Source organism: Flavobacterium sp. TR2, assembly GCF_025252405.1.
In the GTDB taxonomy this organism is placed as follows: Bacteria; Bacteroidota; Bacteroidia; order Flavobacteriales; family Flavobacteriaceae; genus Flavobacterium.
Window position 1 is genome coordinate 3,180,823 of sequence record NZ_CP104307.1, and the last position, 17,787, is coordinate 3,198,609.

Genomic DNA, 17,787 nt, shown 5'->3' on the forward strand with positions numbered 1-17,787 from the left:
TGAAAATGCTTTTGAAAAAGCGCTATTGCACCTTTTCAAAAGCATTCTTAAATTAAGCAAAAATTAATTTTTTACTTGATTTCTGTTATAAATTCCTCTTGTGGAGTTCTCACTTTTTTAAGATTTACCAGCCAGTCATTTGCATCGTCTCTATAACCTAGAGGCAAAACCAAAACGCTTTTTAGTCCAAGTTCGTTCAAACCTAAAAGTTTATCTACTTCAGCAGGAATAAAACCTTCCATTGGCGTTGCGTCTACTTGCTGTTCTGCAGCTGCAGCGATTGCTACACCAAACGAAATATAAGCTTGTTTTGCAGCGTGGTTAGCGTGCCATTCTTGTCCAAGAGGCTCATACATACCCCAAAGTCTTTGTTTGTATTCGTCCATTGCATCAGCAGGAATTCCTCTTTCTGCAATTGTTCTGTCAAATACGGCAGAAATTTTTTCTAAGCTGTAGCCATCCCAAGCAGCCCAAACCAGAACGTGTGAAGCATCAGTAACCTGACTTTGATCAAAACTTACAGCTTTAAGTTTTTCTTTCAATTCTTTGTTGGTAATTACAAAAACCTTGTAAGGCTGTAAACCAGAAGAAGACGGAGCTAGTTTTGCAGCTTCAAGAATATAATCTACTTTTTCTTGCGGAACAGCTTGTCCGTTCATTTTTTTTGTAGCGTAGCGCCACTTTAGTGCATCTATTAAGGCCATTTTTTTTTAATTGATTAAAATTGTATTCAAATGTAAAAAACTTTAAGTGTATTTTTGTCATCTGATTACCAAAAGTAACTGTAACATCGAGGTAACTTACTGACAAAACATGATAAAAGAACAAGTACACGATAAAAAATCTTGCAACCAGCATATTATGGCAGTGCACGACGCCATGTATATTTTGAACGGAAGATGGAAAATTTCTATAATTGCGTCTCTTTGTTTCAACACGTTGAGATTTACCGATTTGCTTAGGGAAGTCGAAGGAATCTCGGGAAAAATGCTAAGCAGAGAACTCAAAAATCTCGAAGAAAACCAATTGGTAACCCGTACCGTACTAAACACACAGCCCATAACGGTTGAATATGAATTGACCGAATATGGACATTCCTTAAAAGAAGTGATAGATTCTTTGGCAAAATGGGGGCACAACCATAGAAAAAAAATTACAGGTAAAGATTAGTCAGCGCTTTTTAGCTCTATAGCTCTCTGAAAAAGACCTTGTTTAGTCAGATTTTGTTCTGCTTCTTCAATCGCTTTAAGCAGGTTGTTCTGAGTATTGGTGATTTCGTGTAGAGTTTTCCTCATAATCTCCCAAACGGGCTGCATTTTAGTAACTAGTTCTTGGCCTTTTGGCGTTAAGATAATTAACCTCTTGCGTTCGTCCTGCTTGTCTTTCTTAGAACTAATCATTTTTTCCTTCTCTAGCTCCTTTAATAAACTAATGGTTGAAGGATGGCTGTAGCCAATTTCGTTGGCAATTTCAACCACACTCAGCATCTCTTTGACGTGCAGGGTGTAAATGACCGGAAACCATTTCGGTTCAAAATCAATATTAAAATAAGTGTAAATTTGTGCGCCATCTTTTCGCAATTGCTCGCTCAGGCGCTGCAAACGGGTAGATATGGCCAATATGCCGATTTCGTCAATACTATTCATTTCTATGGATTTAGTTTTAAATGGCAAAAAACATTGTCAGGTTTCATTAACGGAAAGTCAGCAGGAAGCGCTTCTTTTTGTATTCTGATAAAATCATTCTTTTCATAAAAGCGCAAAGCAGCCTGCAATAAAGAAACCGTTCCTAAATATAGGTTTTTAATTCCGTTTTCTTTGCTATATGCAACTAATCGCTCCAATAATTGCTGGGCAATTTGAAATTCTTTTCCTCTAAATTCTTTCTTGACAAACATTTTTCTGATGGCAGCAGCTTCTGGATTAAATTTTACCAAAGCAATAGTTCCAACCAGTTTTCCATCAATAAAAGCACCTAAAAAAGTACCGCCCGATTTAAAATAAAAGTTTTGGATATCCAATAAATCTGGCTGATCTTCTAGAGTGATCGGCACATTAAATTCTTTTTGCTGAATGTTTAAAATCAAATCGACGATTTCATTTTCGTACTCATTTTGTATAGTTTGAATGTTCATTTGTATGCTGAATTAAATATAGGTACAAAACTACGTAGTTAACTACATATATCCAAACAAAAAACTGCCGAAACCGACAGTTTTAAGTATTTATTATGATTTATTGCAGTTTTTAATTTCCAGTTTTTATTCTTTAACTAATACGATAACAGCTTTGTAGCCTGTTCCGACATTCCATTCGCTTGACGAAATAACCTGTCCTTTATCGTCATAAACCTTAAATTCGGCGGTGTTCGGAGAAGCAAAACCTTCATTTAGCGCTTCGATGTCAATTTTATTGATTCCTTTTTCCAGATTTATTTTGACACTTTTAAAATCGCCGTTCAAAAAGACTTCAGGCTCAATTACTTTATCATTCAAATATACTTTTACTTTATCTCCGTCTACAAAAGCTGCATCACGGTACATAATTGTCGAAGTAACGGCTGTGGTGTTGAAATTTCCTAAAAACTGATTTCTTCTGTAAAAAATCCCTTCTACATTGGCCTCTGGCTTATAAAGATTGGTGTTTTTAAATAATTCGTCTGGATTAACCTGAAGCGGTGCAGGTTTCTCGATTGGCGCTGGCGGATTTTCTTTCGGCGCAGCTTCTTTAGGCGGTATAACTTCTTTTTTGGGAGATTGTTTTGCTGGAATCGATTTGAATTTATTATCAAGTTCCTGAGCAAAACTATGCAGAGAAAAAGAAACAAAGGCTATTATCAAAAATTTTTTCATGTTTTTGTACTATTAATCTTGAGTGGTATTGATAAAAAAATGAGATGCATCATAATCTTTTATCTATAACCATTTTATGGGGCCAATTATTGTCTTGTTATGAATTATTTGTCGAAAAATTAACTTCTTTTAAAGCCAAATTCTACTGTTTTGTGCTTAAACTGGCTTATCTTTATATGTTATTAAGTTCTTGAAAATCTTAATCTTTGAAGATGATTTTTTTTCGAACAAAAATCAAAATATTATGGAATGGAAAAATGTTCTTACCGAGTTATTTAAAATCGACTACCCGATAATACAAGCGCCAATGCTGGGCGTTACCACTCCGCAAATGGCTGCGGCTGCAAGCAATGCGGGAGCTTTAGGATCGCTGGCATTAGGCGATCTTGCGGCAGAAAAATGCATTGAATTGATAAGAGAAACGAAGAAATTGACCAACAAACCTTTTGCTGTAAATATTTTTGTTCATAAAATAGATCCGATTACGCCAAAACTTGAGGCTGATTATGCGAAAACGAAAAAATACTTGCAGAAATTTACCGAGAAGTTGGGCGTTCAAACCGATTTTCCTGATATAAACGAAATTCAGCTTACTGATTATCACGATCAGATTGAAGCGATTCTTTTGGAAAACTGTGGCATAGTGAGTTTTACTTTTGGAAATTTGGATCAGGAAAGTATTGCCGCTTTAAAAGAGAATAAGGTGCTTTTAATTGGAACCTGCACTTCGGTTCAAGAGGCTATTGTTTTGGAAAAGAGCGGCATCGATATTATTTGCGTTCAAGGAATTGAAGCTGGAGGGCATCGAGGCAGTTTTTTAGAAGAAACGATTCCGCAGATTGGTGGATTATCACTGCTTTCTCAGGTAAGCGAAACGGTAAATGCGCCGCTTATTTATGCTGGCGGAATTTATAATGCCAAAACGCTGCTGGCATCCAAAACTTTAGGTGCCGATGGTTTTCAGTTGGGAAGTCTGTTTTTGGCTACTGCTGAAAGCGCTTTGCAGGATTTTGAAAAACATCGCCTTAGAAATGTAAAAGAAAATGAAATCGTCTTAACCAAAAGTTTTTCAGGAAGATACGCGCGCGGAATTCGAAATAGTTTTATAAAAGAAATAGAAGATTCTGAATTTATTTTGCCATATCCATATCAAAATAAGCTGACTGCCGAACTTAGAAAAATTGCAAAACTAGAAAAGAATGCTGATTTAGTGAGCATTTGGGCAGGACAGTCGATTTCTGGTTTTAATGAGGTTTCGACTGAGATTATCATTAGGAACTTAATAGAAGAAACAGAAAATTTTGCTTGATATTTGGTAAATCTATGGGAGTGATTTTAAATGTAAATAATTGAATGTTAATATTTTGTATATTTATTGTTCAATTAAATAACTTCACGCATGAATAGGTTTAGCTTTATCTTTTTACTTTTTGCCATTGGTGTTTTTGCTCAAGAAAGCAAAACAGATTCGATTGCTAGAAAGCAGATTGAAGCGTATAATGCTTCATTTGAAGCCGCTTTTGTAAAAGGAAATCAGGAGGATTTAATAAAAGCGTATACCGACCAATCTATCTTTATGCCTGAACACAGCAGGCAGCGAACAGGGACAAAAGAGATTCAAGCGTTTTATAAGCAATGGCTGAGTCAGGCGAAAATTGCTTCTTATCAAAAAACTATTGTAGAGATACAAAATCTCGGAAATTACATTTTAGAAATTGGGACTTTTGCTGAAAACCTAAACGTAAACGAACAAAAGCCTTTTTCTTATTCTGGAAAGTATTCAGTTCTCTGGAAGAAGTCTTCCAACAGAAAACTGCCCTTGACGATTGCGGCTGAAATTTGGGGCGCATCCAGTTATTTTGATGATAAAAACATTCCGAATATAGATGACAGTGCCATCCTGCCAACCACAGCATATATTCCGTCTGACAAATTAACTTCTGAGGTAAAAGAAAGAAACAATACCATTAAAAAACTGGTTCAAAATAGGCAAGGAGCAGAGCACGCCAAAATGTTTATGCCAGATGCAATGTATTTAACCTATTATACGCCAATTCTTTCTGGCGAAAAAGAAATTACAGACTATTTTACAGAACATGAAAAACCAGGTACGCTGCGCATTGAACAAATTTCAATTCAGACTTCGAATATTATCTTCGCACGGGAAGCCATTGTAGAATTTGGCTTTTATAACGTGGATTGGCGAGATGGCGAGAGCAGCGGAAATGTGAAAGGAAAAAGCATAAATGTGTGGAAGAAAAATAATGAAGGAGAATTGCTGCTTTTTCGTCAGATGGTAAATCATGATTAACTTTTCAGCTAAATTTCGGTTTTGTTTATTTCTTCTGTTTGTTGTTAAATGTTGGTATTTTTATATAATTTTGAACCCATCTTTATGATTTCTACACACAATGGGTCGATTACTTTGCATATTTTTTATTTTTATTACTTTAGGTGTTTATCCCCAATCTTCAACAAAAGAGCTGATAGACAATTTAAACACGGTCAGCGATCCTGCCCGTAAGGCTGATTTGTGCTGCAAAATTGCCTTAAAATTGAGCAAGAGCGACTGGGAACGGGCCGTCAAATACATAGAATTGGCTGAAACCGAAGCCAAGAAAACGGAAAAACCAAACGAAATTTTGGCCAAAGTATATACTGCTGCGGGAAATATTTACGATTCAAAAGATGTTTTGGATGTGGCGCTGCAATATTATTTAAAGGCTTATGATATTTATAAAGAAAAAAACAGCGCTGCAGAAATTACCAGCGCCGAAAATAATCTTGCCATTTTGTATGCAAAAAGCAATAATCAGGAAAAAGCCCTAAAATTTTTCTTGAATGTCTATAAATATCAGAAAACCAAAAAAGATTCGATTAAACTGGTTAAGATTCTAAACAACATTGGCACCATCTATCTCGACAAAAATGCCGATTCTTCTTTGCACTATTATCAGAAAGCGCAACTGATAACCGATAAACTACGAAATAACACTTTGACGGTATACATTTATACTAATTTGGCAAGAGCCTATAAGGCAAAGAAAGACAAGAAGAATGCCGATCTTTATTTTGAAAAGGCTTTTTCTTTGGTGGAGTCTAATATTGATAATTCGCTAAAATCATTTGTATACGAGTCTCTTTCAGAGTATAATATGGAAGAGAATAAATTTGATGCTGCTATTGCAAATGCAAAAAAGGCTTTTGAATTTAATAAAGATAAGCCTTTTGGTTTCTCGAATATGCGATTGAATAAAATGCTTTATGTGGCCTATCTTAAAAAAGCTGATTATAAGAATGCGGTTTATTATTTTCAGGAATACAACAAAATTAGCGACAGCATTAATATTGAACAGAAAGCTGTAAATCTGGAAAGAATACGGCTAGAACAAGATTACAAAGTAAGAAGCCAGATTAGGACATTAGTCGAAGAAAAAACTAGGTTTAAATATTATGTTGTCGGATTAATATTGGTGGTCGGAATATTAGTGCTCATTATTTTATTAATCAGATATCGCAATAAGCATATCAAAAATCAGCTTGAGCAGGAGAAATTAAAAGCAAAACAGCAAGAACTCAAACAAAGCCTTGAAGCTAAAAATATGGTTTTGGTAGGCAAAGCGATGTCTGAAATTCACCGCACCGATAATATCAATGAAATCTTGAACGATCTTAAAAAGATCAGACTTAAAACGGCCAGTAAAGAAATGCAGCAGGCAATTGACATTGTTTTAAAACGTCTGGAAAAAGATTTGAATACTGATATCTGGAAAGAATTTGAGATAAGTTTTGAGCAGGTTCATAAATCTTTCTTCGACAAATTAACCGTCGATTACCCGACACTTACTCCAAAAGAGCGACGACTTTGTGCGCTGTTATATTTGGATTTGACTACAAAAGAGATTTCGCAAATTACGGGGCAGTCATTTAAATCGATAGAAAATGCTCGAACCAGACTTCGAAAAAAGTTTGATTTGACCAATGAAAAAGTAAATCTTTCCACTTATCTGAATAGTTTTAAGCCTGAAAATATGTAAATTAAATTTTAGTGTAACATTTTGATTTTGTTTGTTTTAAATTAAAATGAGTGCTAGTTGAGTGATGCTTTTCTGCCTAAGAGTGTTTTTGCAATAGTCCTTTTTTTCTGAGTCTGAGATTGCCCTTCTACATTTACCAAACGATAAAAAAACGTTTGGATGGACACAAAGAAAAATGAACCCAATAAAAGTTTGGAAGAGCTTTTGGAGGAAACAAAAACAAAAAAGAGCGCACTTTTAAAAATTCTGCAAAAAATAACAAAAGCAGGTTCTAAGAATCAACCGCCGAATTGATTCTTAGGGCTTGCTTTTTTTGGTTTCTACCAACCCTTGGCGAAGTAATGCACTATTAACTTAAACAGCCTTAATACTAATTTTAAATTTAAAAAAAATGAACCAGATTTACTCTAAAGCTAGGTATTTGTTTCTTTTGTTAGGTTTGCTGGTCTGTTCCGCAGGAATGGCTCAGTCACCATTGCCAAAAAACAAAACAGCTACTGCGCAGTCGGCCATACAGTCGCCAGCTGCTACTCAGAAAAAGGATCAAGTTTTTAAGAAAACGACCGATCAAAATAATAATCAGCAAGATGATGCTATTCTTTTAACTCAGACGAGTGTTAAAGGTACAGCGCTTTCGCAGGAAGAGAGCGATGACGTACAAAAGCGATTAAAGGCAAGCCAGAAGTTTTTTGACAAAAGCCAAAGCGCAGCTACAGCTAAAAATGTGCAAAGTTTGGACACTACAAAAGTCAGATCTTTTGCAAAATCTTCTAATTTAACGATACGCAACGTATTTGAAGTCAAAAAAGCCGATTTCGAATTGTCTAATGCAGACAGAATGCAGTTAAAATCGGTTTCAGATAAACACGGCAGAAGTTTGGCGACGTATCAGCAAATGCATAATTCTGTTCCTGTAGAAGGTGCAATTTACAAGGTTAGGGAAAGAAAAAATAAAATAGATGCATTTGGGCAGACTAGCAAAAAACTGCCAGCAAACAGTAATTATAAAGTAAATGCGTCGGCGGCATTGCAAAATGCTTTAAATACTGTAAATGCTAAAGAATATGTATGGCAGAGCAAAAAACTTTCTTCTTTGGTGCATAAAAAAATCAGCACAAAACCAGAGGGAGAATTGGTTTACGTAGGACCCAATTTTTCTACAGAATTGAAAGAATATCATTTGGCTTGGAAATACGATATTTTCGCTACAAATCCGCAGTCTAGCCAGACGATTTATGTAGATGCCAATACAGGAAAGGTAATCTTAAAAATTGATTTGAGCAGAGATTTTCGTTCATCTGCTTTGCCTGCTGCAGACGGAAGACTTGCAACTGGTAAAGGAAAAGCCCGTTTTGCAGGAGATGTTACTTTTGGCACAACGCAATATGCAGACGGTTATAGATTGGAGACTTTATTAGGAAAATATAAGGTGCCAATTTATACCTTGAATATGAATCATGCAGCGCACGCATCTGACGAAGTGCTGACAGAATATATCGATGAAGATAACAACTGGAATGATCTGTACAATAAAGATCACGATGAAGCAGCAATCGATATTCATTGGGGATTGCAAAAAACATTGAATTACTTCGAAGAAAAATTTGACCGTAATAGTGTTGACGATAAAGGAATGACCATTTTTGGTCTTGCGCACTTAGGAACTAATGTTCAGAATGCGTCTTGGACAGGTGGATGGGCACAGTTTGGCGATGGAGATAAACAGCCGTTTGTAAGTTTAGGAATTACAGGACATGAAATGACTCACGCCGTAACCCAATTTTCTGCCGGATTGATTTATATGGGAGAATCTGGAGCTATGAACGAATCTTTCAGTGATATTTTTGGTATTTCTATTGAGCTTTATGCGGGCAAAGATTCTAAAAATGACATCTGGATGTTGGGAGACGAATTGTACAAACACGGAAGTTTAAGAAGTATGGCCAATCCAAAAGCGGCTGGTCAGCCAGATACATATGGAGGAGAATTTTGGACAAATCCTGCCAATACTAGTGTTGACAATGGAGGTGTTCACCAAAACAGCGGTATTACCAATTACTGGTACTATCTTTTAGTTGAGGGTGGATCAGGAGTGAATGATTTGAATAATAGCTACAGCGTAAAAGCTATTGGTCTGGAGAAAGCAGAAAAAATTGCTTATACGACACTTACCGAATATTTATCGCCTTCTTCAAATTTCATGGCAATGCGTCAGGCAAGTTTGTTGGCGACAGAAGATTTATACGGTTTAGGTTCTGAAGAATACAAGCAAGTAACCAATGCTTGGTATGCTATTGGCGTAGGACCGGCTTATGGAGAAAGACAAATCCTTTTGGTTTCTGTAGAGAATCCATCGGTTCCATGCGGGCCATTAAAAGGAGAAGAGCCTTTTTACGTGAAAATTAAAAATACCGGCACTACAGTAATTAAAGCCAATGAGAATTTAAATTTCAAACTAAGAGCAATGGCAAGCGCTCTAGGAAAATTAATCACTTTTTATACTTATGACGGAAAAGTTGCTTTTGGCAAAGATTTAAATCCAGGTGAAGAAACTATTTTACCGCTAAAAAGTAATATTCCATATCAAGGAAACGGTGCTACAAACTATGTGGAAGTAAAAGTAGATTTAAATCCTATCGTAGAATTTGGAGCAAAAGAAGGCTATACCTTTATTTCGACCCTTGTTGTTCCTGCGGCGCAAAAAGATTACGATCTTAGAGCAACCGCATTGAGTATGCCTAACTATACAGGAGGCGTGCTTCCTTCAAACTATCAGTCATCGATGACAATTTTTAATTTAGGTTGTGCTGCTATTCCGGCAGGAACGGTACTTAAAGTTGGATATGCTAATACAGCTGTCGGAAGTACAACCGTTTGGAAAGACGTTACGCTTGCAGCAGATTTTAAAGGAAACTCAGAAATGACAGTTGTTTTTGATAATACTTTCGATCTATCTGCGCCTGGTCTGCATACTTACGAAGGATTTGTAACATTGGCTCAGGATCCAATTACCACAAATAACAGTATTATAAATGCTGCGTATAACGGTATTATTGCACAGTTTCCATACTCTGAGGGGTTTGAAAGAACCGCTGGCGGATGGAATACAAAAGCATTGGCTGGAAATCAGAAGTTTTTATTCCAAAATTACCCTGCATCATTTAGAACCGTTAAATCGCAATATATGTGGGGAATGGTAGATTTTAAAACCACAGAAAGAATGGGACTTAACTCTGATTTTGTTCTAGAATCTCCAATTTTTGACTTTACAAATGTGGTTTCTCCTTATGTGGAGTTTGATTTGTATTATCTGCTTCATACAGGATACGACGGATTGGTAGTTGAATATTCTGAAGATAAAGGACAAAACTGGAAAAAAATTGAAACTGTAAATTATCCAGAAACCAAACATTTAAGCGACTTATTTGATGGAGGATGGTTTACGGGGGTAAATAATAATCTGAAAAAAGATCCTTATCAGATACGTTTAAATGAGCTTGCTGGCAAAAAAGCGGCAATTCGTTTTCGTGTAAAATCGGATGATTATTATGACGGATTTTTAGGAGGTTTTATAGACAATATTTTAGTAAGCGATGCTCCTTATGACTTAGAAGTTCTTTCGGCAAAATTAGATGCTGGTAAATGTGAGGTCAATAAAAACAATGTTACCATTAGCGCAAAAATCACAAATAATTTTGCAACAAGCAATCAGGTAGTCAATGTTACCACTAAAGTTCTTGATGCCGCAAAAAAAGAGGTTTTCTCAAAAATAGAAAAAACGACTTTAAACTTTACAAGATTTAAAGATACCATAACCTATTCAGTTCCAAATGTTAGTTTAGAAAGTGTTGGAGAGCATACCATTACGGTGACTGTTTTTCCTGAAGACATGGCAAAAGATGTTAAACAAGCAAATAATGCCGTAACGCTTACTTATGACAACTGGAATAATGAAGACATGAAAGTTTCTGTTCTTCCTTATAAGATGGATTTTGAAGATGCTTCTAAATACAAAGGATGGAGAACAGCTGAGAACAAAGGTTCTGCGGGCTGGAAACACGGATTGCGTCCAGATTTGGGCTCGCCAGGATGGTTTATTGCAGATCATACCAAATTTATGGCAAGCAATGACGACAAATGCAATTGCGATGCGTCAAATGATATGCTGGTTTCTCCAGTATTTGATTTGACAAACTACAAAACGGCACACTTAACTTTTGATGGTTTTGGAGATTCTCAACAGCTTTCTGACGGATATGTAAAAGTAAGTACAGACGGTGGAGAAACATGGAAAGAAGTGTTTAAAATGCCTTATTATGGCAGCTGGTGGGAATATGGAGTTGATTTGACCGAATATGCAGGAAAATCTTGTGTTATGATCGCATTTCAGCACAATGATAATGGATATTTTGCAAACGGTTTTGCAGTAGATAATATTGAAATTAAAGAGACGAAATCGAATGTAAGATTATCAAACCTGAGTGTTGCAGAAAATGTAAACGAAGATTCGGCTTCGCATGAATTTGTGGTAAGCGCCAGAAATTCTGCATACAAACCGATAAATAAAGTTACAATTGAATACCAGATTTCTCAAAATGGAACTCCTGTTGGTGCTCCAATTGCTTTAGAGAGAAACGATGAAGTATTAGTGGGTCAGACGATTACCTATACAATTGACAATTTGCCGAAATTGCCAGCAGGAAATTATGAAATTGCAATTAAAGCTTTTACAGCCGATGAACCAAAAGATCAGGCAAAGGCAATAACAGGTGTTTTTCAAGTTGTTGCAAAAGCGCCTGAATTAAATCTGGAAAGTTTTTCAGATGTAACAGCTGGATCATTATTAGGAGCAAAAGGATTTGTCTCAAGTCTAAGTGACGATAATTATCCTTGGAGAATTGTAACAACTCCAGATAATGCGAACTTAACAGTTCCTAAAAAAGATCATACAGGCGATACATCTGCGAAAATGCTGTATAGCCAATTAGAAAATTTATCTTATTATGGAGAATTGATTTCGCCAATGTACAAATTGTCTGAAAACGCTTCTGCTGTAGAGTTTTATTATGCAATGCAGAGCAATGTAAATGATATTTTGCTTGTAGATATTAAAGCTGCTGGAGGCGAGTGGACAGAACTTTGGAGAAGAAACAAAGAAGGCAGCTACATAGATACAGAATGGAAGAGAGCAGCATTGAATATCAGTAAATATAGAGGAAAGCTGGTAATGTTCCGTTTTAGACACGCAAAAGCTGCCGGATATTCTTATATGGTTTTAGACGATTTAAAAATCTTTAATGATGCCGTTACAGATGTTGCCATGCAGGTTTTATCTCCAAAAGATATTTGCGGCAGTCAGGAATATAAAGTGAAACTGACGAATGAAGGCCAGAATGCGATCAAAGAAAATTCAATTCAGGTGCAAGTGCAGTATATGAATACCTCTGAGACTATTTCTGAGACTGTTGAAGCTGGAATTCCGGTTGGCGAAAGTATTGAATATACCTTCAAAAAACAGCCGAAATTAGACGGAATGGGCGATTCGCATATCTTCAATTTCACAGCCAAAGTAGAAGGTGATATTATTGACCAAAACAATATCATTGAAAACTATAACTATCAAGGAGTTTCAGGTGATTTTAAATTATTTGACAATGCGTCAATTCATGGTTATGCTGGAAAAAGCGTCTACATCAATGCTGAATCTAACTTATTGACGAAAGAATTAGACGCAGTTTCATACAAATGGAATACGGGAGAAGCAACAAACGCTATTGAAGTGACCAAACCTGGAGATTATATCGTAACCGCAGTGCTCGAAAACGGATGTACTCTGACAGAAAAAGTGACTGTAACATTTGACGCTTTCGAGTCTAACCTGCCAAACGGCGATGTTTGCGGACCAGAAGTAGTTTTAAATCCAGGAAATTATGCTGCTTACGAATGGTTTGACGGTTCAACAGATCCTACTTTCACTACAACAGAAAGCGGTGAGTATTATGTAACTGTTTACAACGAACACGGATTAGGTAAAATTTTCACAGCAACTATTAATGTTCTTGAAAACATCGTTCCTGAAATTCAAGCATTAGGAGGCAATAAAATAACAGCTTCTGCTGATGCTGCAGGTTATCAGTGGTATTTAAACGGAAGAGTTATTCCTAATGCTACCGAAAAAACAGTTGCAACAATTTGGGAAGGAAGCTACAGCCTTCAGACAACAAATGCGCATGGCTGCACAAGTATGTCTGCTCCAATTGATTCTAAAGGTCTCCTTATCGGAAAACTGACGAATTCTTTCAGAGTATTTCCAAATCCTGCTGTCGACAATGTAAACATCTTTTTGGCTGAAAAAGCTGAGGGCGAAGCTCAAATGAAAATTTACTCAATGGAGGGCAGCGCAGTTTGGAGTAAAACCTATACAGCGGTTCCGTCAAGTGTAAATGTAAGCCAGCTGACTACAGGAGTCTACATTTTAGACTGTACAGTTCAAGGTAAAAAGTATACAGCTAAGATTATCAAAAAGTAACAAAATTACAGATAGAAACGGCAGTTCTCGCGTAGAACTGCCCTTCTTAAAAACAAATCAATACAATGAAAAAATCAAAGCTAATAATCTGTGCATTGCTAATGTGTGCAGGTGCAATGGCCCAAACCGAAAAGGTTAAACTGGGAGTAAAAGCAGGTTTAAATATCTCAAGCCTAACATTTGATGAAAATGAATTGAAGTCATCTGATAAAACAGGATTTGCAGCAGGTCTGATGGCAGAAATTCCTGTAGCAAAAAACTTCTCGGTGCAGCCAGAATTATTGTACAGCCAGCAGGGAATGAAAATCTCGTATTCGGATCCAGACGTTCAGAATTCGCATTATAAAAGCACCATCAAATTAAATTATTTGAATATTCCTGTAATGCTGAAATACTATGTAGTAAAAGGACTTAGCGTTCAGGCAGGACCTCAGGTTGGAATTTTATTAAAAGCAAACAATGAATATCAGGACAACTTTTTAGGCTATGATAATCGCGAAAATTTAGATTTAAAAGATTACGCCAATGGAGTAGATGCATCTGTAAATTTTGGCTTAGGCTATCAGTTTAAAGACAAGTTTTATGCCGATGTAAGATATAATGCTTCTTATACAAATGTGTTTAAAGATGTAACGGCAAACACAAATTACATTATCAACAGTGATATGAAGAATAAAGTTTTTCAAATAACAATCGGTTATTTTTTTAAATAGAGTTAGTAACCTTCATAACTGTTTAAAACCACTCTTTTCTAGGAGTGGTTTTTTGTTTTTAGAATAATTAATAAGTCCTAAATAATTGCAATGGATAGGTCTTATTTTCCAAAAAAACAGATTCTAATTTGCAGACACCATACCTGCGTCATATATTTGCGCCTGATTTTGGTCTGTTTTTTCAATTCAGAAAAAGCAGTTAAAAGGGAATCAGGTGTAAATCCTGAACAGACCCGCTACTGTAAGTTCTACACAAAGTCTTTAAACATTACTAATGCCATTGTTCCGTTTTTGGAGTGAGAAGGCCGTTTAAAGATAGAATAAGTCAGGAGACCTGCCACGATCACATAGTTTAAGACTTTCGTGGTATGAAGTTGATGACAAGATAATAACCTGCTATTGCGTAGTGGGATTACTACTGTTGTATAATTACTGCATCACACAAAGTTTATTTAATTAAATCGTGATGTATAATTGTAGAAAAACGCTTTTAGCCGCTTTTATTGTATTGATTCCTTTTTTGCTTCATTCTCAAGCAGTGACCGATAGTTCGCGGGTTTTAAAAGAAGTCGTTTTAAAAGGAAAACTCTATCAGGAAGTCATTCCCGTACAAAGCCTTTCGGGAGTTCTGCTCGAAAAACTTGCCAGTCATAACGTGGCCGATGCGCTTCGCTATTTTGCAGGAACGCAAATTAAAGATTATGGCGGAGTTGGCGGACTCAAAACAGTTGATGTTCGAAACATGGGAACACATCATGTTGGTGTTTTTTATGACGGAATTCAGCTTGGAAATGCCCAAAACGGTGTAACCGATTTAGGCAAATATTCGCTCGACGATATGGAATCGCTTACCATGTATAATGGCCAGAAAAGCGAAATTTTTCAGTCTGCTAAAGACTTTGCATCAGCTTCAGCAATTTATTTACGAACCAAACGCCCTGTTTTTGCAGGCAATAAAAAAACAAATCTGCTGGTTCGGTACAAAACAATGTCCATCAATTATCATGATCCTTCTTTCAGATGGGAACAAAAGCTGAGCGACAAAGTCAGCATGAGTGTAAGTTCTGAGTACATCAAATCAAACGGGCAGTATAAATTTAGATACAAAAGAAAAAATCTAGACGGAAGCATTGCCTACGACACCACAGCAACACGTTGGAACAGCGATATAGAAGCTTTTCGATTTGAATCGGGCGTTTTTGGCAAAATCAACAAAGGAACTTGGGACGCAAAAATCTATTATTATGATTCTGAAAGAGGTGCTCCCGGAGCAATTGTAGAAAACAAGTTTAAAGATGGTTTTAGACAATTCGACAAGAATTTTTTTGGACAATCTTCTCTAACGAAAGAGGTTTCAGAAAAATATAAATTGCAGCTAAAAGGAAAGTTCGCCTACGATTACACGCATTACATTGCACGAGATACCACCAATGTTTTGGGCGAAACCGTGACTGAAGGCGCACAATCTGATGACAGCTATTATCAGCAGGAAACCTATTTCTCGGCCGTCAATATGTACAGCATTTTGCCCACTTGGGATGTTTCGCTCTCAACCGATTTTCAGTACAATAAATTAAATGCGACAAGAAGAGGCATCCAGACACAATTTTCTTTTCCGCAGCGTTATACAGCGCTTGTTTCTCTGGCAACTTCCTATCGATATGAAGGCTTTAAAGTTTTAGGAAATGTACTCGCAACCCGCGTCATCGAAGAGGTAAAGTATAACGCCAAAGCTCCCAATAAAACTGAATTTACTCCTGCTATATTTTTGGGTTACACGCCATTTAAAAAATACGATTTCAATTTAAGAGCATTTGCCAAACGCATTTTCAGAATGCCGACTTTCAATGATTTGTATTACACCATGATTGGTTCAAGCACTTTGAAGCCAGAATATATGAATCAGTACGATGTTGGCTTTACCTATAATTTTCGCGTAAAGGAAAGTTTTTTTGATGCATTTTCTTTTCAGGCAGATGCCTATTATACCAGCACAAAAGACAAAATTGTAGCCGCCCCAACAGGAAATTTATTCCGTTGGATGATGACCAATATCGGACAGGTAAAAGGAAAAGGAATCGAAACGGTTTTGAATATGGCAGCTCACATTCAGAAAGTAAATCTAACCGCAAACCTAACGTATACGTATTCGCAAAGTCAGGACTTTACAAAGGTTGTAGGATTGGAAATGTCGTCTTACGGAGATCAGATTCCGTATACGCCTTGGCATAGCGGTTCGGGAATTTTAAACGCCAATTACGAATCTTGGAACTTCAATTACAGCTTTATTTACGTTGGAAAACGCTACAATGGTAACGTCAATAATATCAAAGTCAATGAAGTCCAGCCATGGTATACGCACGATTTGGCAATTCAGAAATCTTTTGCATTCAAAAATTACAAATTGAACGGAACAGTTGAAGTCAACAACGCTTTTAACCAGCAGTATGAAGTAATCTACAATTATCCGATGCCGGGACGAACATTCAAATTTATAATCAGTTTTGAGTTATGAAAAAGATATTTTTAAAAATAATATTTGGTTTTAGCATAGCTATTTCTTTGGTTTCCTGCCGTGAAGACGAAACGATATTTCTTTCTCAAGATACCGCTGTTGCCGCACCCAGAAGCGACGGCAATATTGAAGGTTTTTATCTTCTGAATGAAGGCAATATGGGAATGAATCGCGCGAGTCTGGACGTTTTCAATTACAGAACAGGAAATTATACTACAGATGTATATTCAGAGCGAAACCCGAGTGTCGTAAAAGAATTGGGAGATGTTGGAAACGACATTAAAATCTATGGCAATAAAGTGTATGCCGTCATCAATTGCTCCAACAAAGTTGAGGTTTTAGAAAAATGGACGGCAAAACGCATCAAAAAAATAGATATTCCGAATTGCCGTTACGTGGCATTTTATAAAGACAAAGCGTATGTGAGTTCGTATTCTGGACCAGTTGCAATCAATCCGAATGCTGAGATCGGTTTTGTAGCCGAAATTGATACCGCCTCATTAGAAATAAAAAGAAAAGTGACCGTGGGCTATCAGCCCGAACAAATGGTTATTCACAACGGAAAATTGTATGTGGCCAATTCTGGCGGTTACAGAGTGCCAAATTACGACAGAACGGTTTCGGTTATTGATCTGGCGACTTTCACAGAAATCAAAAAAATAGATGTGGGCATCAATTTGTACAGTATGCAGATTGACAGTCGAGGCGATATTTATGTGAGTTCAAGAGGCGATTACTACAACACGCCATCTAATCTTTTTGTGATCGATACCAAGACGGACGAAAAGAAAATGCAGCTCGACATTCCTGTTTCGGGAACCTGTCTGGTCGATGATCTGCTTTACTACTACAGCGTTTCTTGGAGTTATTTGATTGGCAGTAATAAGGTGAGTTACGGAATTTTGGACACCAAAACCAAAAAAGTGATTACAGACCAGATTATTACAGACGGAACCGACAAAAAAATCATGATTCCGTACGGACTTCAAGTCAATCCAGAAACCAAAGAAATCTACATTACCGATGCTCAAAACTATGTCGTAACAGGCTATATCTACTGTTTTACGCCCGACGGAAAACTAAAATGGAAAACTACCGCAGGGAATATTCCTGCTCATATTGCTTTTATAACTAAAAAATAA

The 17,787-nt window shown here is 36.6% G+C and carries 12 protein-coding genes and 1 riboswitch; of the genes, 8 read left to right on the forward strand and 4 right to left on the reverse strand.

What is annotated here, in order from left to right; genetic code table 11:
- Nucleotides 1–71: 71 nt before the first annotated feature.
- Nucleotides 72–704 (reverse strand): nitroreductase family protein, encoded by a 633-nt coding sequence (locus N4T20_RS14045; protein ID WP_260669761.1) that lies wholly within the window; start codon nt 702–704, stop codon nt 72–74.
- 109 nt (nt 705–813) lie between these two features.
- Between N4T20_RS14045 and N4T20_RS14050 the strand changes: the two genes are divergently transcribed.
- On the forward strand, nt 814–1,170 hold the full coding sequence (locus N4T20_RS14050; RefSeq protein WP_260669762.1) for a winged helix-turn-helix transcriptional regulator: 357 nt from the start codon (nt 814–816) through the stop codon (nt 1,168–1,170).
- Here the strand turns inward: N4T20_RS14050 and N4T20_RS14055 are convergent.
- The 3 genes from N4T20_RS14055 to N4T20_RS14065 form a co-directional block, all read right to left on the reverse strand.
- Entirely contained in the window at nt 1,167–1,646 is a 480-nt protein-coding gene (locus N4T20_RS14055) for a MarR family winged helix-turn-helix transcriptional regulator (RefSeq protein ID WP_260669763.1), read from the reverse strand. The genes N4T20_RS14050 and N4T20_RS14055 overlap by 4 nt on opposite strands.
- 2 nt (nt 1,647–1,648) lie before the next feature.
- The gene (locus N4T20_RS14060) at nt 1,649–2,134 is read right to left on the reverse strand and encodes a GNAT family N-acetyltransferase (RefSeq protein ID WP_260669764.1); all 486 of its coding nucleotides are present in this window, start codon (nt 2,132–2,134) and stop codon (nt 1,649–1,651) included.
- A gap of 126 nt (nt 2,135–2,260) precedes the next feature.
- On the reverse strand, nt 2,261–2,851 hold the full coding sequence (locus N4T20_RS14065; protein ID WP_260669765.1) for a hypothetical protein: 591 nt from the start codon (nt 2,849–2,851) through the stop codon (nt 2,261–2,263).
- A gap of 244 nt (nt 2,852–3,095) precedes the next feature.
- Between N4T20_RS14065 and N4T20_RS14070 the strand changes: the two genes are divergently transcribed.
- The 7 genes from N4T20_RS14070 to N4T20_RS14100 all read left to right on the forward strand — a co-directional run bounded on the left by N4T20_RS14070 (nt 3,096) and on the right by N4T20_RS14100 (nt 17,787).
- Nucleotides 3,096–4,160, forward strand: coding sequence for an NAD(P)H-dependent flavin oxidoreductase (locus N4T20_RS14070; protein WP_260669766.1), 1,065 nt, complete (start codon nt 3,096–3,098; stop codon nt 4,158–4,160).
- A 90-nt stretch (nt 4,161–4,250) separates the two neighbouring features.
- Nucleotides 4,251–5,162 (forward strand): YybH family protein, encoded by a 912-nt coding sequence (locus N4T20_RS14075; RefSeq protein ID WP_260669767.1) that lies wholly within the window; start codon nt 4,251–4,253, stop codon nt 5,160–5,162.
- Between the two features lie 244 nt (nt 5,163–5,406).
- Entirely contained in the window at nt 5,407–6,888 is a 1,482-nt protein-coding gene (locus tag N4T20_RS14080; protein ID WP_260669768.1) for a tetratricopeptide repeat protein, read from the forward strand.
- A 391-nt stretch (nt 6,889–7,279) separates the two neighbouring features.
- On the forward strand, nt 7,280–13,417 hold the full coding sequence (locus tag N4T20_RS14085) for a M4 family metallopeptidase (RefSeq protein WP_260669769.1): 6,138 nt from the start codon (nt 7,280–7,282) through the stop codon (nt 13,415–13,417).
- 65 nt (nt 13,418–13,482) lie between these two features.
- Nucleotides 13,483–14,130 carry a porin family protein gene (locus N4T20_RS14090; protein ID WP_260669770.1) on the forward strand — a complete coding sequence of 216 codons (648 nt, stop codon included), beginning with the start codon at nt 13,483–13,485 and terminating at the stop codon, nt 14,128–14,130.
- 152 nt (nt 14,131–14,282) lie between these two features.
- Nucleotides 14,283–14,487, forward strand: a riboswitch (cobalamin riboswitch).
- Nucleotides 14,488–14,596: 109 nt separating this feature from the next.
- The gene (locus N4T20_RS14095; protein ID WP_260669771.1) at nt 14,597–16,645 is read left to right on the forward strand and encodes a TonB-dependent receptor; all 2,049 of its coding nucleotides are present in this window, start codon (nt 14,597–14,599) and stop codon (nt 16,643–16,645) included.
- Nucleotides 16,642–17,787: a DUF5074 domain-containing protein gene (locus N4T20_RS14100; protein WP_260669772.1), complete on the forward strand. Its 1,146-nt coding sequence runs from the start codon at nt 16,642–16,644 to the stop codon at nt 17,785–17,787. Before N4T20_RS14095 ends, N4T20_RS14100 begins: the two co-directional genes overlap by 4 nt.